This window comes from uncultured Draconibacterium sp. (assembly GCF_913060805.1).
Taxonomy (GTDB): domain Bacteria; phylum Bacteroidota; class Bacteroidia; order Bacteroidales; family Prolixibacteraceae; genus Draconibacterium.
The window spans coordinates 1-17,528 of record NZ_CAJXTC010000045.1 but is presented as its reverse complement, the minus strand read 5'-3'; the positions used below and the strand labels follow the sequence as shown (position 1 = coordinate 17,528).

At 41.5% G+C, this 17,528-nt stretch carries 17 protein-coding genes; 8 read left to right on the top strand and 9 right to left on the bottom strand.

Annotated features, from left to right (window positions below):
- Positions 1–7: 7 nt before the first annotated feature.
- The gene (locus tag QZ576_RS19885) at positions 8–1,396 is read left to right on the top strand and encodes an efflux transporter outer membrane subunit (RefSeq protein ID WP_297100507.1); all 1,389 of its coding nucleotides are present in this window, start codon (positions 8–10) and stop codon (positions 1,394–1,396) included.
- A 62-nt stretch (positions 1,397–1,458) separates the two neighbouring features.
- Here QZ576_RS19885 and QZ576_RS19880 read toward each other — a convergent pair whose 3' ends face one another.
- Both QZ576_RS19880 and QZ576_RS19875 read right to left on the bottom strand, forming a co-directional pair.
- Positions 1,459–1,926 (bottom strand): GNAT family N-acetyltransferase, encoded by a 468-nt coding sequence (locus tag QZ576_RS19880; protein WP_297100504.1) that lies wholly within the window; start codon positions 1,924–1,926, stop codon positions 1,459–1,461.
- A 100-nt stretch (positions 1,927–2,026) separates the two neighbouring features.
- Entirely contained in the window at positions 2,027–3,583 is a 1,557-nt protein-coding gene (locus QZ576_RS19875) for a sigma 54-interacting transcriptional regulator (protein WP_297100501.1), read from the bottom strand.
- 247 nt (positions 3,584–3,830) lie between these two features.
- Here QZ576_RS19875 and QZ576_RS19870 point away from each other — a divergent pair, with 247 nt between their 5' ends.
- The 4 genes from QZ576_RS19870 to QZ576_RS19855 all read left to right on the top strand — a co-directional run bounded on the left by QZ576_RS19870 (position 3,831) and on the right by QZ576_RS19855 (position 7,243).
- Positions 3,831–4,565, top strand: coding sequence for a polyprenol monophosphomannose synthase (locus QZ576_RS19870; protein WP_297100498.1), 735 nt, complete (start codon positions 3,831–3,833; stop codon positions 4,563–4,565).
- 91 nt (positions 4,566–4,656) lie between these two features.
- Entirely contained in the window at positions 4,657–5,193 is a 537-nt protein-coding gene (locus tag QZ576_RS19865) for an RNA polymerase sigma factor (protein ID WP_297100497.1), read from the top strand.
- Positions 5,183–5,794, top strand: coding sequence for a hypothetical protein (locus QZ576_RS19860; RefSeq protein ID WP_297100494.1), 612 nt, complete (start codon positions 5,183–5,185; stop codon positions 5,792–5,794). Before QZ576_RS19865 ends, QZ576_RS19860 begins: the two co-directional genes overlap by 11 nt.
- A 105-nt stretch (positions 5,795–5,899) precedes the next feature.
- Entirely contained in the window at positions 5,900–7,243 is a 1,344-nt protein-coding gene (locus tag QZ576_RS19855) for a dihydroorotase (RefSeq protein WP_297100492.1), read from the top strand.
- 139 nt (positions 7,244–7,382) lie between these two features.
- Here QZ576_RS19855 and rmuC read toward each other — a convergent pair whose 3' ends face one another.
- Positions 7,383–8,732 carry a DNA recombination protein RmuC gene (gene rmuC / locus QZ576_RS19850; RefSeq protein WP_297100490.1) on the bottom strand — a complete coding sequence of 450 codons (1,350 nt, stop codon included), beginning with the start codon at positions 8,730–8,732 and terminating at the stop codon, positions 7,383–7,385.
- 128 nt (positions 8,733–8,860) lie between these two features.
- Between rmuC and ung the strand changes: the two genes are divergently transcribed.
- Positions 8,861–9,523, top strand: coding sequence for a uracil-DNA glycosylase (ung, locus tag QZ576_RS19845; RefSeq protein WP_297100488.1), 663 nt, complete (start codon positions 8,861–8,863; stop codon positions 9,521–9,523).
- Between the two features lie 86 nt (positions 9,524–9,609).
- Here ung and QZ576_RS19840 read toward each other — a convergent pair whose 3' ends face one another.
- From QZ576_RS19840 to QZ576_RS19830, 3 genes are read right to left on the bottom strand one after another with little or no spacing between them, the layout of a single operon-like run.
- The gene (locus QZ576_RS19840) at positions 9,610–10,692 is read right to left on the bottom strand and encodes a 3-oxoacyl-ACP synthase III family protein (RefSeq protein WP_297100486.1); all 1,083 of its coding nucleotides are present in this window, start codon (positions 10,690–10,692) and stop codon (positions 9,610–9,612) included.
- Between the two features lie 8 nt (positions 10,693–10,700).
- Complete coding sequence (locus QZ576_RS19835; protein ID WP_297100483.1) at positions 10,701–11,462, bottom strand: UDP-2,3-diacylglucosamine diphosphatase; 762 nt, start codon at positions 11,460–11,462, stop codon at positions 10,701–10,703.
- Between the two features lie 15 nt (positions 11,463–11,477).
- Positions 11,478–12,626, bottom strand: a complete 1,149-nt coding sequence (locus QZ576_RS19830; RefSeq protein WP_297100481.1) for a TlpA disulfide reductase family protein — start codon at positions 12,624–12,626, stop codon at positions 11,478–11,480.
- A 353-nt stretch (positions 12,627–12,979) separates the two neighbouring features.
- Here QZ576_RS19830 and QZ576_RS19825 point away from each other — a divergent pair, with 353 nt between their 5' ends.
- Positions 12,980–13,915, top strand: coding sequence for a bifunctional riboflavin kinase/FAD synthetase (locus QZ576_RS19825; protein WP_297100477.1), 936 nt, complete (start codon positions 12,980–12,982; stop codon positions 13,913–13,915).
- On the opposite strand, the gene QZ576_RS19820 is transcribed toward QZ576_RS19825, so the two are convergent.
- Positions 13,912–14,976, bottom strand: a complete 1,065-nt coding sequence (locus tag QZ576_RS19820) for an endonuclease/exonuclease/phosphatase family protein (RefSeq protein WP_297100474.1) — start codon at positions 14,974–14,976, stop codon at positions 13,912–13,914. The genes QZ576_RS19825 and QZ576_RS19820 overlap by 4 nt on opposite strands.
- Before the next feature lie 83 nt (positions 14,977–15,059).
- Positions 15,060–15,899 (bottom strand): peptide chain release factor N(5)-glutamine methyltransferase, encoded by an 840-nt coding sequence (prmC, locus tag QZ576_RS19815; RefSeq protein ID WP_297100471.1) that lies wholly within the window; start codon positions 15,897–15,899, stop codon positions 15,060–15,062.
- 40 nt (positions 15,900–15,939) lie between these two features.
- Between prmC and ribD the strand changes: the two genes are divergently transcribed.
- Positions 15,940–16,989 (top strand): bifunctional diaminohydroxyphosphoribosylaminopyrimidine deaminase/5-amino-6-(5-phosphoribosylamino)uracil reductase RibD, encoded by a 1,050-nt coding sequence (gene ribD, locus QZ576_RS19810; protein WP_297100467.1) that lies wholly within the window; start codon positions 15,940–15,942, stop codon positions 16,987–16,989.
- Positions 16,990–17,201: 212 nt separating this feature from the next.
- Here ribD and QZ576_RS19805 read toward each other — a convergent pair.
- Positions 17,202–17,528 (bottom strand): hypothetical protein (locus QZ576_RS19805; RefSeq protein WP_297100464.1); only part of this gene is annotated, 327 nt, incomplete at its 5' end.

Genomic DNA, 17,528 nt, shown 5'->3' with positions numbered 1-17,528 from the left:
ATTAGATATGAAGACAAATTCAATAAAAAATATACTACTTATTGCCGTAGTTTCGGTATTGATCGTTTCGTGTAGTACGACCAATCAATACCAGCGAAGCCAGGATTTAACCGACGGATTATACGGCGAAGCAGACACTGCCGAAACCAACCTGGCAAACGAAAGCTGGCAAAACCTGTTTAACGACCCGATTCTTGACAGTTTAATTGCCGAAGGATTGAGAAACAACTTTGATTTGCAGGCTGCGGTTCAGCGTGTTGTTGCTGCCGAGTCGAATTTCTTGCAAAGCAAAGCAGCACTGGCGCCGTCGTTGTCGGGACAGGCCGGACATACTTACGTTAAAAACTCAGAGTCAACCAGTCCGAATGGTCCCGATCATTACAATGCATCGCAAATAGCTTTGCAAAGTAGTTGGGAAATCGACTTTTGGGGTAAACTGAACAACGCAAAAAAATCGGCCTACGCCAACTATTTGGCAACCGATGCAGCGCATAAAGCAGTGCAAACACGTTTGGTTGCCAACATCGCTTCGGTGTATTACAGTTTGCTGGCTTTGGATGCCAACCTGGCGATTACAAAAGAAACGGTAAAAAACAGTGCCGAACTGGTTGAAACCATGAAAGCATTAAAAGAAAGTGGAAGCGTAACGGGTGCTGCTGTTGTGCAAAGTGAAGCGGCGCGTTATGCCACCGAAGTTACCATTCCGGATATTGAGCAACAAATTCGTGAAAACGAAAATACACTTTGTATTCTTTTGGGCAGAACTCCGGGAAACGTAGAACGCGGAAAGCTGGAAAATCAGCAAGCGCACGAACTGTTGGAAGTTGGTGTACCTGCCGAGCTTTTGGATAACCGCCCCGATGTGATGCAGGCTGAATATAGTGTTATCAGTGCCTACCACATGACCAACAGTGCCAAAGCCTACTTCTACCCGGCGGTTACATTGACTGCAAGCGCCAGTTTAGAGTCGTTGGAATTTGGAGATCTTTTCGATCCGGCATCGTTCGCCGCCAATGTTGTGGGAGGTTTGGTTCAGCCAATTTTTAGCAAGCGGGCCAACAAAACACGTTTGGAAGTTGCCAAAGCCCAACAGGAAGAGGCGCTGCTAAACTTTAAAAGCACTTTGCTAAATGCCGGTGCTGAAGTAAACGATGCACTTAGCATGTACGATGCCTCGATGCAAAAGATAGACCTGCGCAACAAACAATTGGATGCGCTGGAGAAATCGGTTGACTATACCAAAGAGTTGCTGGTTTACGGCTCGGCAACCTACACCGAAGTTTTAAATGCACAGCAAAGTTTGCTGAATGCACAATTGAGCGATGTTAACGACCAGATTCAGCAATTGAACGCGGTAGTTTCCTTGTATCGCGCATTAGGCGGAGGTTGGAGATAGAATTTGAAAGACAAGTAGATTCATAACCAGAAGGGGGTCGTCCGGAAACGGATGGCCCTTTTTTATATCCTGTTTTCCCAGAAGAAGTTATTGGGCTCGCACTCTTTAAATCCGGCTTTTCGGTATAGGTTTTGTGCTTTAAAATTGTCGTGGCGCACCTCGAGGTTTATACGGCAGTATCCGTTTTCTTCGGCATACTTTTCAATACCTTTTAAAAGAAAGAGGCCAACTCCCTGCTGACGGAAATCGGGAGATACAATCAAATCGTGAATATTAATTAGCGGACTGGCTTTCCATGTAGAAAAATTCAGATTACAATTGGCCAAACCGGCAAAATCGTCGCCAATACAAACAAAAAAACCCATGTACGCCGAATGCCGTTTCAGACCTTCAATAATTTTCGGGCCAAGTCCTTCGGGCATTGGTTCGCTGATTCCCATTTCATCTTCCATGTAATCGTTTAAAAGATGAAGCACCTGCTCGCAATGAACAGGATTTTGCAAATCAACCTGAATGAGTTTCTTTTCCATTTATTGATGCTTTAATGCCAGAATGCTCTAATGCAATAATAGTTAAAATTAGTCATTTCTGCATTCCAACATTCGAATTCTCCGATATTCTAATATTCCATCAAATTTTATATCGCCAGGCATTAATATCATACTTTTTAATTCGCGTACCCAGCATTCGTTCGGTTATTTTCAGCATCTCAGCAGCTTTGGTAATGTTTCCTTTTGTGGTTGTTAAAGCTTCGCGTATCAGCTGCTTCTCTACCTGTTCAACGGTATACATCATTCCTCCTTTCGAGCTGGTATTCGAAGAATCGGCAGTCTGTAACGATGGCGGCAAATTGTAACTGTGTATAACTTTGTCGGTGCTTAAAATGCAAGCCCGCTCGATACAGTTCTCCAGTTCGCGAATGTTTCCCGGCCATCTGTAAACCATTAACATATCAAGCGCCGAAGTTGTAATACGTTTTATTTGTGTTTGATTGGCCTTGTTAAACTTGGTGATAAAATGATCGACAAGCAAAGGAATATCGTCGCGACGTTCGCGCAACGACGGAATATAAATCGGGAAAACATTTATACGGTAGTACAAATCTTCTCTAAACTCCTCCTCTAGAATCATTTCTTCCAGTTTTCGGTTGGTGGCACAAATTATCCGTACATCTGATTTTATGGTCTGGGTACCTCCTACCCGTTCAAACTCGCGCTGTTGAATCATTCGCAATAGTTTCACCTGTGTCGATAGCGGAATATCGCCAATCTCATCCAAAAATATAGTTCCACCATTTGCCAGCTCGAAGCGACCTTTTCGTTGTGTATCTGCTCCGGTAAAAGCACCTTTTTCGTGTCCGAACAATTCGCTCTCGATCAATGATTCCGGAAGTGCCGAGCAGTTCACTTTTATAAATGTTTTTCCTTTTCGCGTACTTGCTTCATGAATAGCATCGGCAACCAGTTCTTTACCTACCCCGCTCTCACCACGAATGAGCACGGTTGAAGCTGTTTTTCCCACCATCTGAACCAGCGAAAATACATCGCGCATTTTCCCCGAGTTACCGATCATGTTCATTTGCTTATGCCCGGAAATTTGACTTTCCAGCTCCAGATTCTTTTGCTTTAAAGCTTCCAGTTCTTCCAGTCGTTCCTGGCGGCGACGAGTAGCCCCAACCACCAACGATCCGATTATCGACAGTAAGCGGGTATCTTCATTCGAACCAATATATGGATTATAAACCCGGGTGTAACTGAGCGTTCCGGTAACTTTTCCTTCATCGATAACGGGTACACATACAAAAGTGAGTTCCTTTCCGTCTTTATAAAGTTCCTGGTTCGTCTTATTCAGAAATAACGACGATTTAGAAATCTTATCGACAACTACCGGTCGGCCCATTTCCACCACCTTTCCGGTAATTCCCTCGCCCAGTTTATATTTTGCACGCGCCTGTTGTGTACTATTCACACCATAGGCAGCTTCCATATAAATGCGTTCGTTCTCCCGGTTCAAAATGGTTAAAAAACAACTTTCGGCTTCCAGATATTCAGCCACCATTTTTACAATCCCATTCAAATCATTCTTTAATTGTTTGCTTTGAATGAGTCGCTGGCTAATATCAAAAAGCAAAGTCATCTCCGATAGACCATAGCACTCTTCCCCACCTTTTCTGCATTTAAATTCCATAGACAGTCTTCTTCCTAAATATTCGTCACTAACAAATTTCACTATTTAAACAGACAATTGTAAAACAACTAAACAATAACACGTCTTTTTAACACATTATTAATCTATATATTGTCATTTAGGAATGTATTTGTAATATATCTTATCAAAAACACACAAAAGCATTATTTGAATAATTGATCGGCAAACCATTTGACTTTATTACAAAAACCGTATTTTCGTTACTTCATTCAAATATTTCAAGAAAGTGTCAAAGAAATTAGTAATCATTCCAACCTATAACGAAAAGGAAAATGTTGAAAAGATGATCCGCAAGGTCTTCTCTTTGGAAATGCCTTTTCATTTGCTGATTGTAGAAGATAACTCGCCCGACGGAACAGCTGATATTGTGAAAGGCCTGATGAAGGAGTTTCCCGACCAGCTTCATATTCTCGAAAGAAAAGGGAAACTGGGTTTGGGTACCGCTTACATTGCCGGTTTTAAATGGGCGCTGGAAAGAGATTACGAAGCGGTTTGCGAAATGGATTGCGATTTTTCGCACAATCCGGACGACTTGCTGAGGCTTTTTACAGCCATTGACAATGGTGCCGATGTTGCTGTTGGCTCGCGTTACATTACCGGAATTAATGTGGTGAACTGGCCACTTGGCCGTGTACTGATGTCGTATTTTGCATCGATGTATGTGCGTATTGTTACGGGAATGGACGTGCGCGACACCACCGCCGGTTTTGTTTGCTGGAAACGAGAAGTACTGGAAACCATCGACCTCGACAAGATAAAACTGATCGGTTACGGATTCCAGATTGAGATGAAATTTACAGCCCACAAATTTGGCTTTAACATTCAGGAGGTTTCAATTGTATTTACCGACCGCCAGGAAGGAACATCGAAAATGAGCGGAGGTATTTTTAACGAAGCACTTTGGGGCGTTCTGAAAATGAAACTTCGTAGCTTCTCTCGAAAATACGAAAGGAATAATTAAGGATAAACGATGAATGATGAAATATAAATTGAGGCTGCCCGGTGCAGCCTTTTTTATTTTTAACTTGTAACAAAATACAGATTGTTTGTCTATGAAAGTAGAAAAACAAATCATGAGCCAACGGGATAAAAAATTTAGCCAGTTATTTGAAGACAACAAGGACCGCATTTACCGTATTTGCTGTTCGTATGTTCGTGGAGAACAAAACCGCCAGGATCTGTTTCAGGAAATTTTTATCAATGTTTGGAAAAACCTCGATTCGTTCAGAAGCGAAAGCCACATCAATACCTGGATCTACCGAATTTCAATAAATACTTCAATTAATTTTTGCCGGCTGCAAAACAAGAGCGACAAACGTTGTCAGGAAATAAAAAAGGATATCCTTTCGGATAGCGAGCAAGAACTTGCCATGAAATTCAGGCAGGATAAGGAACTCGAAAAAATGTTTGAAGCCATCAACCAACTTCCCCTTCTTGAAAAAACTATTGTGAGTTTACAACTTGAAGGAATAGACCACACAGGCATTGCTGAAGTTTGCGGATTAAGCGAAGGAAATGTTAGAGTTCGTTTTCACCGCATAAAAAAGAAACTTAAACAAATGATGGAGGAAAAAGAAAATGGATTTTGATCAGTTATCAGAAAAATACAGAACTATAAAATCGCCAGTTGAACCGTTATCAGCTAAAACCGTGGATTCAGGCGAAGCAAAGAGTCTTTTTGAAAAGATAAAAAAACACGATGCTTACTCAAAAAAACAATCGAAGCAGTTCTATATCATCACATCGGTTGTAGCCGTAGTTTATATTTTAGTATTCATAATCAATCCCGATCCGTACCTAACATTACAGAACCGGCTGGCGGGTTGTGCATTTATCCTCGCTTCGCTAATTCTTGCATTTCTATTTAAGAAAAAGCACAAACGAATTACAAATACCATGCTCCTATCTTCAACAAAAAGTTTTTTGGAGGAAGCCAAAAAAAGATTCCGGTTTTGGAATCGCGATCAATTGTGGCTCATTTTGGTGGTACTATTGGTTGATGTTGCCAGTGTGTTTTCAATTTCTAAATATTTCGATTTCCTGAGCCAAACGAATTCAATCATACTTGCACAACTTTTATATTTTGGCTTACTGACTTTTGGATTTTTCATGGGCAAAAAATCATGGACAAAAAACAAAAAACCAATACTTGATAAAATAGAAACGATGCTCAGCGAATTTGAACAATAAACCGGACTCGACGTTTGACAAAAGGTTGCTGAATTTCGTTACTGCAGACTAAAAAGGTCTCGGCGTATTTTAGTAACTTTGTTATAAAATCAAAATTCCGGGGAAATGAAAACGCTGATTAAAGACGCAACAATTGTAAACGAGGGACTGAAATTTAAAGGAAGTGTTTTAATTGATGGTGAAAAAATAGAGAAGATATTTCCCCACGCTGTTCCCGCCGATTTTGATACCAGCCAAACTGAAGTTATTGATGCCACGGGATTATTGCTGATCCCCGGAGCGATTGACGACCAGGTACACTTTCGTGAGCCGGGATTAACTCACAAAGGCGAAATTGCAACCGAAAGTAAAGCCGCTGCTGCAGGTGGTGTTACCACATACATGGAAATGCCCAACACCAATCCGCAAGCCGTTACACAGGAAGAATTGCAGAAAAAATTCGATAGAGCTGCTGAAGTTTCGGCAGTAAACTACTCATTTTACATGGGTGCCACCAACGACAACCTTGATGAAGTCTTAAAAACTGATCCATCGAAAGTGTGCGGAATAAAAGTTTTTATGGGCTCCTCAACCGGAAATATGTTGGTTGACGACGATGCCACCTTATCTGAAATTTTTAAAAATGCACCAACTTTAGTAGCCACCCACTGCGAAGACGAAGCAACAATAAAAGCCAATACCGAAATTGCACGTCAGCGTTATGGCGAGAACGTACCCATTTCGCGCCACTGCCACATTCGCAGCGACGAAGCTTGTTATAAATCGTCGTCGAAAGCAGTAGAACTGGCATCGAAATTCGATACGCGTTTACATATTCTACATCTTTCGTCGGCAAAAGAAATGAGTCTTTTTGCACCGGGAAAAGTGACTGACAAAAAAATTACAGCCGAAGTTTGTGTGCATCACCTGTGGTTCGACGAACGTGACTACATCGACTACGGAACACGCATAAAATGGAATCCGGCAGTAAAATGCGAGAAAGATAAAGTAGCACTTTGGGATGCTTTGCTGGCCGATAAAATTGACGTTATCGCCACCGACCACGCGCCACATACCCTGGAGGAAAAGAATAACTCGTACTTTAAAGCTCCATCGGGTGGACCGCTGGTTCAGCACTCATTGGTTGCCATGCTCGAGTTGAGCAAAAAAGGCTTCATTTCGGTAGAAAAAGTGATTGAAAAAATGTGTCATGCTCCGGCCGATCTATTCCGAGTGAACAAACGTGGTTACATTCGCGAAGGTTATTTTGCCGACCTTGTTTTGGTTGATCCTAACAAAAGCTGGATTGTTGCACCCGAAAATATCCTGTACAAATGTGGCTGGTCGCCATTCGAGCGAACCGAGTTTTCGAACCAGGTGGTAAGCACTTTTGTAAACGGTTTGAAAGTGTACGACAACAACCGGATCATTCATCCAAATTACGGGCAGGCGGTTACGTTTAATTTATAGTCCGTAGAACCATTCTAAAATATTCCCACACGTAAACCTATTTCGTAGTTATACGTTTATGACTGCACAACTTATTCGTTAAATAAGTTACACATTCATAAGGTGGTTTCTACTGTTGGAAATCACCTTATTCCGTTTTTTAATCTTCCAACATTTTCTGCGGTAATTCTTTGGTGGCCTTTGCCCCCAGCTTTTTAATATTCTCCACACGACGAACCAGGTTTCCGGCTCCGGTATGCAATTTATTTACGGCCGATTCGTATGTCTTCTGTGTGGTTGACAGGTTTTTACCTATGGTTTCCATATCGGCAATAAATCCCACAAACTTGTCGTAAAGCGCACCACCCTGTTTAGCAATTTCAATGGCATTTCGGGTTTGATTCTCCTGCTGCCAGATAGATGAAATGGTGCGCAACGTCGCCAGCAAAGTCGACGGACTTACGATCACCACTTTCTGATCCCAGGCAAAAGAAAATAATTCCTGATCTTCCTGAATTGCCACACTAAACGAAGCTTCAATTGGAATAAAAAGCAGCACAAAATCAGGCGAATTTAGCTTGCTCGCTGTTTGATAATGTTTTTCGCTGAGTCCTTTAATATGAGTTCTCAAACTCAAAAGATGCTCTTTTACAAACCGTACTCTCTCCTCCTCGTTTTCGGTATTTACTGCACGTTCATAGGCGATCATCGACACTTTCGAATCGACAATAATGTGTTTATTGTCCGGCAGGTTAATAACAATATCGGGCTGAATTCGTTTGCCTTCCTCAGTAGTATCGCTGAATTGTTTTTGGTAGCCCTGCTCTCCTTCATTTAATCCCGATCGCTCGAGAATACGTTCCAAAACCACCTCTCCCCAGTTACCTTGTTTTTTTACATCGCCTTTCAACGCTTTGGTCAGGTTGCTGGCTTCTTCACTAATTTTGTTGTTCAGGTCATATAACTTTTTCAGCTCAGCTTTCAAATCGGTCTGGTCTTTTAAACCTTGTTTGTAAGTATCGTCTACTTTTTTCTCAAAAAGCTGGATCTTTTCTTTGAGCGGATTTAATACCTCGCCAATGTTTTTCTGGTTAGCGGCAGTAAATTTCTCGCTGTTTTTCTCCAGAATTTTATTGGCTACATTTTCAAACTCAACCGTTAGTTTCTTCTGAATTTTTTCCAGTTCCTCTTTCTGCTCGTTTAACTTTTCTTCCTGGTTTTTAAACTGCACTTTGGCATTTTCGAGGCGCACATTCAAAGCTTTATTTTCTTCGCGGTAAGCCTGTAATTCTGCTTTCCACTCATCGGCTTCGGTTTTTAGCGCATTGTAACGCTCCTGCCAAACCAGCCCCTGTTTTTCGATTTCAGCTTTTTGCGCCAAAAACTCACTTTCCTTTTCAAAAAGCAATTTCCCGGCGTCGGCCTGCCCACTTTGCGCTTTCAATTTCAGGAAAAGAAATGCAACAATTCCGCCAACTACCACTCCTGCAACCAGATAAATAATTTCCATTTTGATTTTGTTTGAAACTTAAAAATACAAAAATGAAAAGAAGCCCAAAGGCGGAATAGAAAAAATAGTTTATTAAATTTTTGGGGCAGTTAATTTTTCTATTTTTAGGAGAAAATTACACGAATTTTATGGAGGTTAAAATTGAAGAAGGCTGGAAAAAACAGTTAAACGAAGAGTTTGCAAAGGATTATTTTACGGAATTAAGCGCGTTTGTTCGCGAAGAATATAAAACGCAGCGTATTTATCCTCCGGGTAAACTTATTTTTAATGCTTTTGACCAGTGCCCCTTTGAAAAACTAAAAGTGGTTATCATTGGTCAGGATCCATACCACGGGCCGGGGCAGGCACACGGACTTTGCTTTTCGGTGAACGATGGTATTCGTTTTCCTCCAAGTTTGCGTAATATTTTTAAGGAACTGAATAGCGATGTAGGCAAACCAATTCCCGAAACCGGCGATTTAACCGACTGGGCACGCCAGGGCGTTTTATTGCTCAACGCCACATTAACGGTTCGTGCACATCAGGCAGCTTCGCACCAAAAAAAGGGTTGGGAACAATTTACCGATGCGGTAATTGAAAAAATAAACGCGGAGAAAGAAAATGTGGTTTTTCTGCTTTGGGGAAATTATGCCATTAGCAAAAGCAAGTTTATCGATCAAGACAAACATTTTGTATTAACATCGGTGCATCCCTCGCCACTTTCGGCAAGCCGCGGATTTTTTGGCAACAAACATTTTAGCCGCACCAACGAATTTCTGGTTTCAAAAGGACTCGAACCAATAAACTGGTAAAAAAAATCAGCGGGTGACTATCCGTAAAAAACTTTAGTCACCCGCTGATTATTATAATAGTTGCAGTTAAAAACCGCAAATCCTTCTTACCACTTATAAACGATAGAATTGATGTTCATTCCGGCACCCACCGAACAGAAAATGGTGTAGTCGCCTTCGTTAACTTCATGTCCTTCCATTTTTCCTTTCACCACCAAATCAACCAGAGTTGGTACGGTTGCAGTAGATGAGTTACCCAATTTGTTAATGCTCATTGGCATAATTCCTTCGGGCACTTCTTTTTTACCGTACAGCTTTAACACACCGGCAAGAATTGCCTCGTCCATTTTTTCGTTGGCCTGATGGATAAATATCTTTTTAATATCATCCAGCTCAAGACCCGCTTTTTCGATGCTGTCTTTTACAACTCCAGGCACGGTTGTTATCGCATAAACGTACAACTTACGACCATCCATTTTTATAAACAACTCATCGCTTTCGAAATCGGGATTGCTTGATTCTCCCAAAATCAACAGGTTGGCATACTTAACAGAATCCGAGCGACTTGAATGTGACAAAATACCAACAGGTTCTTCGCTTTCAACGGCTTCAAGAACTGTTGCACCGGCACCATCGGCATAAATCATCGAATCGCGGTCGTGCGGATCGGAAATACGCGAAAGCGCATCAGCACCAACAACAACACCACGTTTTGCCAAACCACTTTTAATGTATGCATCAGCGGTAATCATTCCTTGTGTCCACCCCGGGCAACCCGAAATTACATCGTGGCAAAAACAAGCCGGATTTTTAATCTTCAGCTTCATTTTAACCTTGTTCGCCAAACTTGGCAACACATCGGTACGTACATTACCATCTAAGATATCGCCAAAATTATGGCACACAATAATAAAATCGAGGCTCTCCATGGAAACTTCGGCCGTTTTACAGGCATCTTCAACTGCCATTGCTGCAATATCCGATGTTACCAAATTGCTTTCCATGTAGCGGCGCTCTTCAATATTGGTAATCTCTTTTAACTTCTGAATAATCTCCTCATTACTTTTATCCTCAATCTTTTTCTTCGACGGAGTGTAAAATTCATTATTCAAGAAATGTGTATTCTTAATTATTTGAGTTGGAAGCGCACTTCCGGTACCAATAATTCTTGTATATGTTTGCTTTGCCATAATACGATTTAAGCTTTCGCTTTGTCTTTATATGTCTTTAATTCAAATTTTTCGCCATCGAAAACACCATATGAAAACGCTTTTATCCAGTCGCCAAGTATAACAAACCGGGTATTTTCGTTCATTTTTTCATTTACCAGCTTATGTCGATGGCCCATTATAAAATAATCTACAGGATTTGTCTGTAAAAAATCCGCGGCAAATTTATACATTCCATCTTTATTTGCCATAAAATCATCGTCATAATCCGCATTTGATAACCTACTGGACGCAGACCACTTATGTGCAATATTGAATGCAAAATTAGGGTGCAACCTCGAAAAAAGCCATCGCATGGTAGTGTTTGTAAATATCTTTTTCAGAAAAATATATCCTTTATCCGATGCATCGAGGCCATCGCCGTGAGCCAGAAAAAAGCGTTTTCCGTGTATTTCGCGTATAATATAATCGTGATGAACTTTGATTCCCGTTTCTTCGGCCAGGTAATCGTACACCCACATATCGTGGTTTCCGGTAAAAAAATGCACCGGAGTTCCTTTGTCGGTGAGATCGGCTAAACGTCCTAAGATACGTGTAAAACCGCGGGGAACAACCTTTTTGTATTCGTACCAGAAATCGAAAATGTCGCCCATCAGGTACAACTCTTCAACATCATCGCTTATATCGTCGAGCCAGCGGGCGAATAACAACTCACGCTCGCGGTTATTATTCAAAGCCGGAGCGCCAAGATGCACATCGGAGACAAAATATATTTTCCGTTTTTGTGTCAATTTACCGGTTTTATACTAGTCGAGAAGTTGAGCCAGTGCTTTGTCTAAAGCCGGTCCTTTAAGGTTTTTGGCAACAATTTCGCCCTCTTCGTTCAACAAGTAGTTAAACGGAACGCTTTGCACATTGTAAACAGCCGCAGCCAGTTTACTTCCTTCCATGTCGCCAACATTAGTCCAGGTCAACTTGTCCTGGTCGATTGCATCCACCCACTCGGCACGATTTACATCTACACTTACCTGGTAAATTTCGAAACCTTTGCGTTTGTATTTATTGTAAGCTTCAACCAAAACCGGGTTTTGAATGCGTGAAGCACGGTCGACAGCCGCCCAAAACTGTACCAAAACAACTTTTCCGCGTAACGACGAAAGCGCTACATCGTTTCCATCAGGGTCGGGTAAAAGAATATCAGGGCTGTTTGAACCTTGCTCCTGAATAAATTTGCGCATTTCTTCCGACTGTTGCTGACGTACAAACTGCAGGGTATTATTGTACAGTGCCTGAACTTGTTCTGATTTTGGGTAAATCGAATTCAAGGCCGAAGCGGCAGTTTTCATTACCTGCATATCGCTAACAATAAACTGGTTGTTCAATTTTTGATACAACGCCAAAACACTTGCCATTGAGAACGGATTCTCGCGCACAAAGTTTGTTGAGAACTCCACCTGCTCTTCAATGATTTTATCGTGCTCTTCAGCCCACAGTGGTCGTACATTATCATATTCCGGATTTCCGGCATACAAATTCTCTAACGATCTAAGCGAATCCAGTTTATGTCGGGTTTCTTTTAGTTTCGAATCCAACAATTTTACCTGGTCCGATCCGGCTGATCCTTCAACATTATATTCACGATCGAAATTAGCTGCATCGGCTTCAACAGTAACGGTTTCTGCCGAGTCAACCAGCAGTGTGATAAAACTCTGATCGTTAAGTTTTAAAAGGTAAAATGTAGGAATTCCGGTCATTGCCGAAATTTCGAACTCACCTTTTTTATTGATTTTTGTTTCTGCAATCTTTTTTAGCGAATTGGTGTGCAATTCTTCCAAAACAATAGTTTGGTCTTCGGCGTGCGTAATTTTACCACGGATTGTAAACTCCTTTTCTTTCTTACACCCCCCCAACACAAGCAGGGCAGCTACTAAAAAAAATAAAACTCTGTACGTCATGTTTTTCATTCGATTAATATAATCTACCAAAAAGGTATTGTAGTAAACGTGCAAATTGGTTTTAAACTTAAGTTATTTCCAAATATGCCCATATCGTTATAAAGGCGGTAAAATTAACAATTTTGAATACATCGAAAATAGCAATCAAAGAAAATAACAATTTTTATCGTTTCAATTGAGTACAAAGGCAATTGCAATGGCGTAAATAAACCGACTGATTTTATAGGATTTTCTGCAAGAAGGATAAAAAACGCCTTGTTTAGAGCATAATTTTGCCTCGATTCGACACTCCCTCTTTAATAGCTTTAAAATTTTCGATAGGTTTGTAGCGCAAAACATTTTATACAAAACCAGTGAAGATCCATTATTCGCTCGACGATTTTAAGGCCATTAATCCGGTGGTAACCATCGGTACTTTCGATGGGCTGCACAAAGGCCACCAGTCGGTTGTTGAAGAATTAAAACAACTGGCCAAAGAAATTAATGGCGAAACGGTGATCTTTACCTTTTATCCTCACCCGCGGGTGGTGACTTCGCCCAACGAAAAAAGCCTACGTTTGCTAACAACCAAGGAGGAGAAAATTAAGTTGTTTGAAAAGTTTGGCGTCGATCACCTGATCATTTATCCTTTTAACAAAGAATTTGCAGAGCTTTCGTACACCAATTTTGTAAAAGATATTTTGGTGAATAAAATTGGCACCCGTTGTTTGGTTGTGGGCTACGACCACCGCTTTGGGAAAAACCGCGAGGGCGGCTACGAATACCTGCTGGAATGCGCCGAAAAGAACAATTTTACGGTTAAAAAAACCGATGCACTGTCGGTTGAGGCCGAAAAGGTTAGTTCTACAAAGATCAGGGCAGCACTGCAATCGGGCGACATAAAAAAAGCCAATCAGTACCTGGGCTACGAATTCACTTTGCACGGAACCGTGGTAAAAGGAATGCAACTGGGCCGCAAACTGGGTTTTCCTACTGCAAACATTGAAGCATCGGATAAATACAAAATTATTCCGGGTTACGGTGTTTATGCTGTTTTAATTGAAATGGAAGACAAGCAGTATAAAGGAATGCTGAATATTGGCACGCGCCCAACTTTTAACAACAATGCCGACAATCGAAGTATAGAGGTGAATATTTTTGATTTTTCGGGCGATATGTACGGCGATAATGTCACGCTAATTTTTATCGATAAAATAAGGGAAGAGCAGAAATTCGCTGGTGTTGAGGCTTTGGTGGAGCAATTGAAAACCGACAAAAAAGTAGCGATCGAACTTCTTACCGACTACTAATCTCTCTTTAACAAACTGCAGCTTATTGGCAAATGATCGGACATTCGGTAGTCGAGCGTCTCAAAATTGTACGACTCAAACCGGTCGCCATGCAAAATATAATCAATACGAAACGAAGGCAACTTACCAATGTAAGTGCGCCCTATTCCACTTCCCGAATTCACAAAAGCATCAGTTAATCCATCGGCCAAAGTGTGGTACGAAAACGAAACCGGCGTATCGTTAAAATCGCCACATATAATTACGTTGTGAGGCGACTGATCGATGAATTTACGGATTTCGCGCACCTGCTTCGCTCGCAGCTGAAAGGCCTCACGAAATTTCGCGCTCATTTCTTTCACTTCTTCAATGTCCTTTTCCTCGTTTATTCCCGGCGATTCAATAATTGAATATTTCTCCGGATCGATGTGATACGATTGTAAATGAATATTGAAAATACGGACAGTGTCCGAATCGATTAAAACATCGGTATAAATGGTGATATTTCGGGAATCTTCAAATCGGATTTCGCCCATATCCAAAATCGGATAGCGGGTCATGGTAACCGAACCGTAACTCGTGCTCGAACGTGCAAACTGATAGTGTTTTATCGATTCAAGATCTTTTACGGTTTGTGCCAAATTGAAAATATTGTTCTTTCGCAAACGGGCTTCCTGCAAACAAATAATATCGGCCTTTTGGTCGGCCAAAAATGAAATGATCTTTGTTGCGTTTTCTTTCTGCGTTCCGCTGGTGTCGGCCACAAAATGTTTCACGTTGTACGACACAACTTTAATATTCGCCTCTTCGCTGCTTTTGCCTTTCATCTGCATAAATCGTGTAAAGTAGCCCCAGCCAATCAGTACCATTCCAACCGACAACAAGGTATATTTCGGCTTAAACAAAATCCAGAGAACAATAAACAGGAGATTGCCGCCCAGCAAAAACGGATAAGCCATTCCGAATATCGACGGCAGCCAATACTTATCGGGCGCGATGTACACCGAAAGATACGATACCGCAAGGGCCAGCGCCAAAAGTATGTTGACAAGAAACAATATGTTACGGAGTGCTTTTCTCACAATGTTGATTTAGTTGTCTGCAAAATAAAAAATCGTTCGCAATAACAAACGCAAAAAAATGAATTTCATGATGTGCTCACAGTTTATTTTTGACATTTCAACATGCGGTTTTTTCCATTCAAATCGCGGCGTAATTCTATCGACTTAAATCCCAATTGCTTAACAAGCGCCACCATTTCATCTCCCAAATTTTCGTTGATCTCAAAAAACAGGTAGCCGCTTTCTTTTAATTGTTTTGATGCAAACTGTGCAATAGTGCGGTAAAAAATCAGCGGATCGGTATCGCTCACAAACAAAGCTATTTCGGGTTCGTGCTCCAATACGTTGGCTTCCATTAGTTTTTTCTCGCGTTCCATCACATATGGCGGGTTACTTACAATTACATCATATTGCAGCCACGAACGCTCCGGCCACTTTAATATATCGGCGTGTTCAAATGCAACATCCAGCTTATTTTTTTTCGCATTTTCTGTAGCAATCAGCAATGCCTTTTCCGATACATCTACTGCCATCACCTCAGCAGTGGGCAGCTCATTTTTTAGGGCAAGAGGAATACAACCACTTCCGGTGCCAATATCCAGAATTTTTGCAGACGCCGGAATTTCGGTTTTGCAAATCCACTCCACCAATTCTTCGGTTTCCGGTCGCGGAATCAAAACGCCCGGCTGAACGTTGAGTTCTAAATCGTAAAATTCGGCAACACCCAAAATATATTGTATGGGTTCGTGTGTTTTCAATCGCTCAACAATCGCTTTTATCTCGTCCGATTCAGAGGTTTCCAACACGCGGTCTTTCTCCACAATCATCTGCGTGTACGACAATCCCAACACCTTATTCATTATCATTTGTATAAACCCTGAAATTTCAGTTTCTGGATAATGCGGCGCCAATTCTGCCCGGATATATTGAATAGTTTTCTGCATTGTGTACTTTTGTAGTTGCAAATTTAGTCTTTCCTTGAAAATGACAACCGAAGAAAAATATATGGCTCGCTGTATCGAGCTGGCCCGAATGGGTGCCGGACATGTTTCGCCAAACCCGATGGTTGGATGTGTAATCGTTCATTCCGACCGGATAATCGGCGAAGGATTTCACCAGAAACACGGACAGGCTCATGCCGAAGTAAACGCCATAAACTCGGTTACCGATCCGGGAAAACTAAAAGAAAGTACGATTTATGTTTCGCTGGAACCTTGTGCACATTACGGTTTAACGCCCCCTTGTTCCGATCTGATCATTCAGAAACAAATTCCGCGCGTTGTAGTTGGCAGTATCGATCCGTTTGCGAAAGTGGCCGGAAAAGGAATTGAAAGATTGAAAAATGCCGGTGTTGAAGTAAAAACAGGTATTCTGAAAGAAGAGTGCGACGAGCTGAACCGGCGCTTTTTTACATTTCACCAAAAACAACGTCCTTACATTTTACTGAAATGGGCACAAACTTCTGATGGGTTTATTGATAAAGACCGAAGTGCTGAAGACTACGGCGAACCAACCTGGATTACCGGGCCACGGGCATTGTTGCGGGTTCATCAAATGCGGGCCGAAGAAGATGCAATTATGGTGGGTACCAACACCGCCGAGAAAGATAATCCGTCATTAACGGTACGACTGATAAAAGGGAAAAATCCATTGCGAATTGTGCTCGACCGCCAGTTGCGTTTGGATAAAAAGCTGAACCTGTTCGACAATTCAACCGAGACAATCGTTTTTAACGGGCTTGAAAACCATAGCTATAAAAACACCGAATTCATAAAAATTGATTTCACCGATCAGCTTCTTCCTCAGATTTTGGAAGTACTTCATCAAAAAAATGTGCTTTCGTTAATTGTTGAAGGGGGGCAGCAATTACTCTCTACTTTTATCGAAGCCGGTTTATGGGACGAAGCACATGTTTATACCGGACACACCTATTTTGGTAATGGCATAAAAGGACCTTCGTTGTCCGTAGTTTCCGGGCAATCGGAATCAATTGGAAAAGATAAATTGGTAATTTACAGAAATACTAATGGTTAGAATCTCTTCAAACTTTGGCAAACTAAAATTATGAAGCGACAATAGAAATGTTAAGATTTACTGCCTGCCGGCGGCCATCATTTTTGGCTTGAACCAAAAACGATGCAAAAAGTTCAAGGCTGCTTTTGATCTTTACCCTTCGTTTTCATAAAACCTAAGTTCGGACGGGTGATCTCCTCGCTCACTCGGAGCTTCCCGCTCTCACTAAGGTTCTATTTCAACTCCAGGCAAAGACCAAAAGAGGCCGTCCAAAAATGTAACGTCAGCTGCATCGAAGCCTGGCCTCGGTCGGTGAGCCGGAAAACAAGTGGTGACGGCGTTAAAAAATTACTGATGTTTGAGGAGGTACGACGAGTTTCAGGAATTTTAGCCGGCATCATGTAGCTTTTCCGAGCGAAGCGGGCGCAGCCTTGGGTTTTCTGTCTACTGTTTGGGCTAAGCCAAAGAGTAGAATCGGCCCGATACCTTAGATTTACACCTATAGTTTCAAATATAGCAAAGATGTAATTTTGAAATAAACAAAACATATTAAAAAGAAA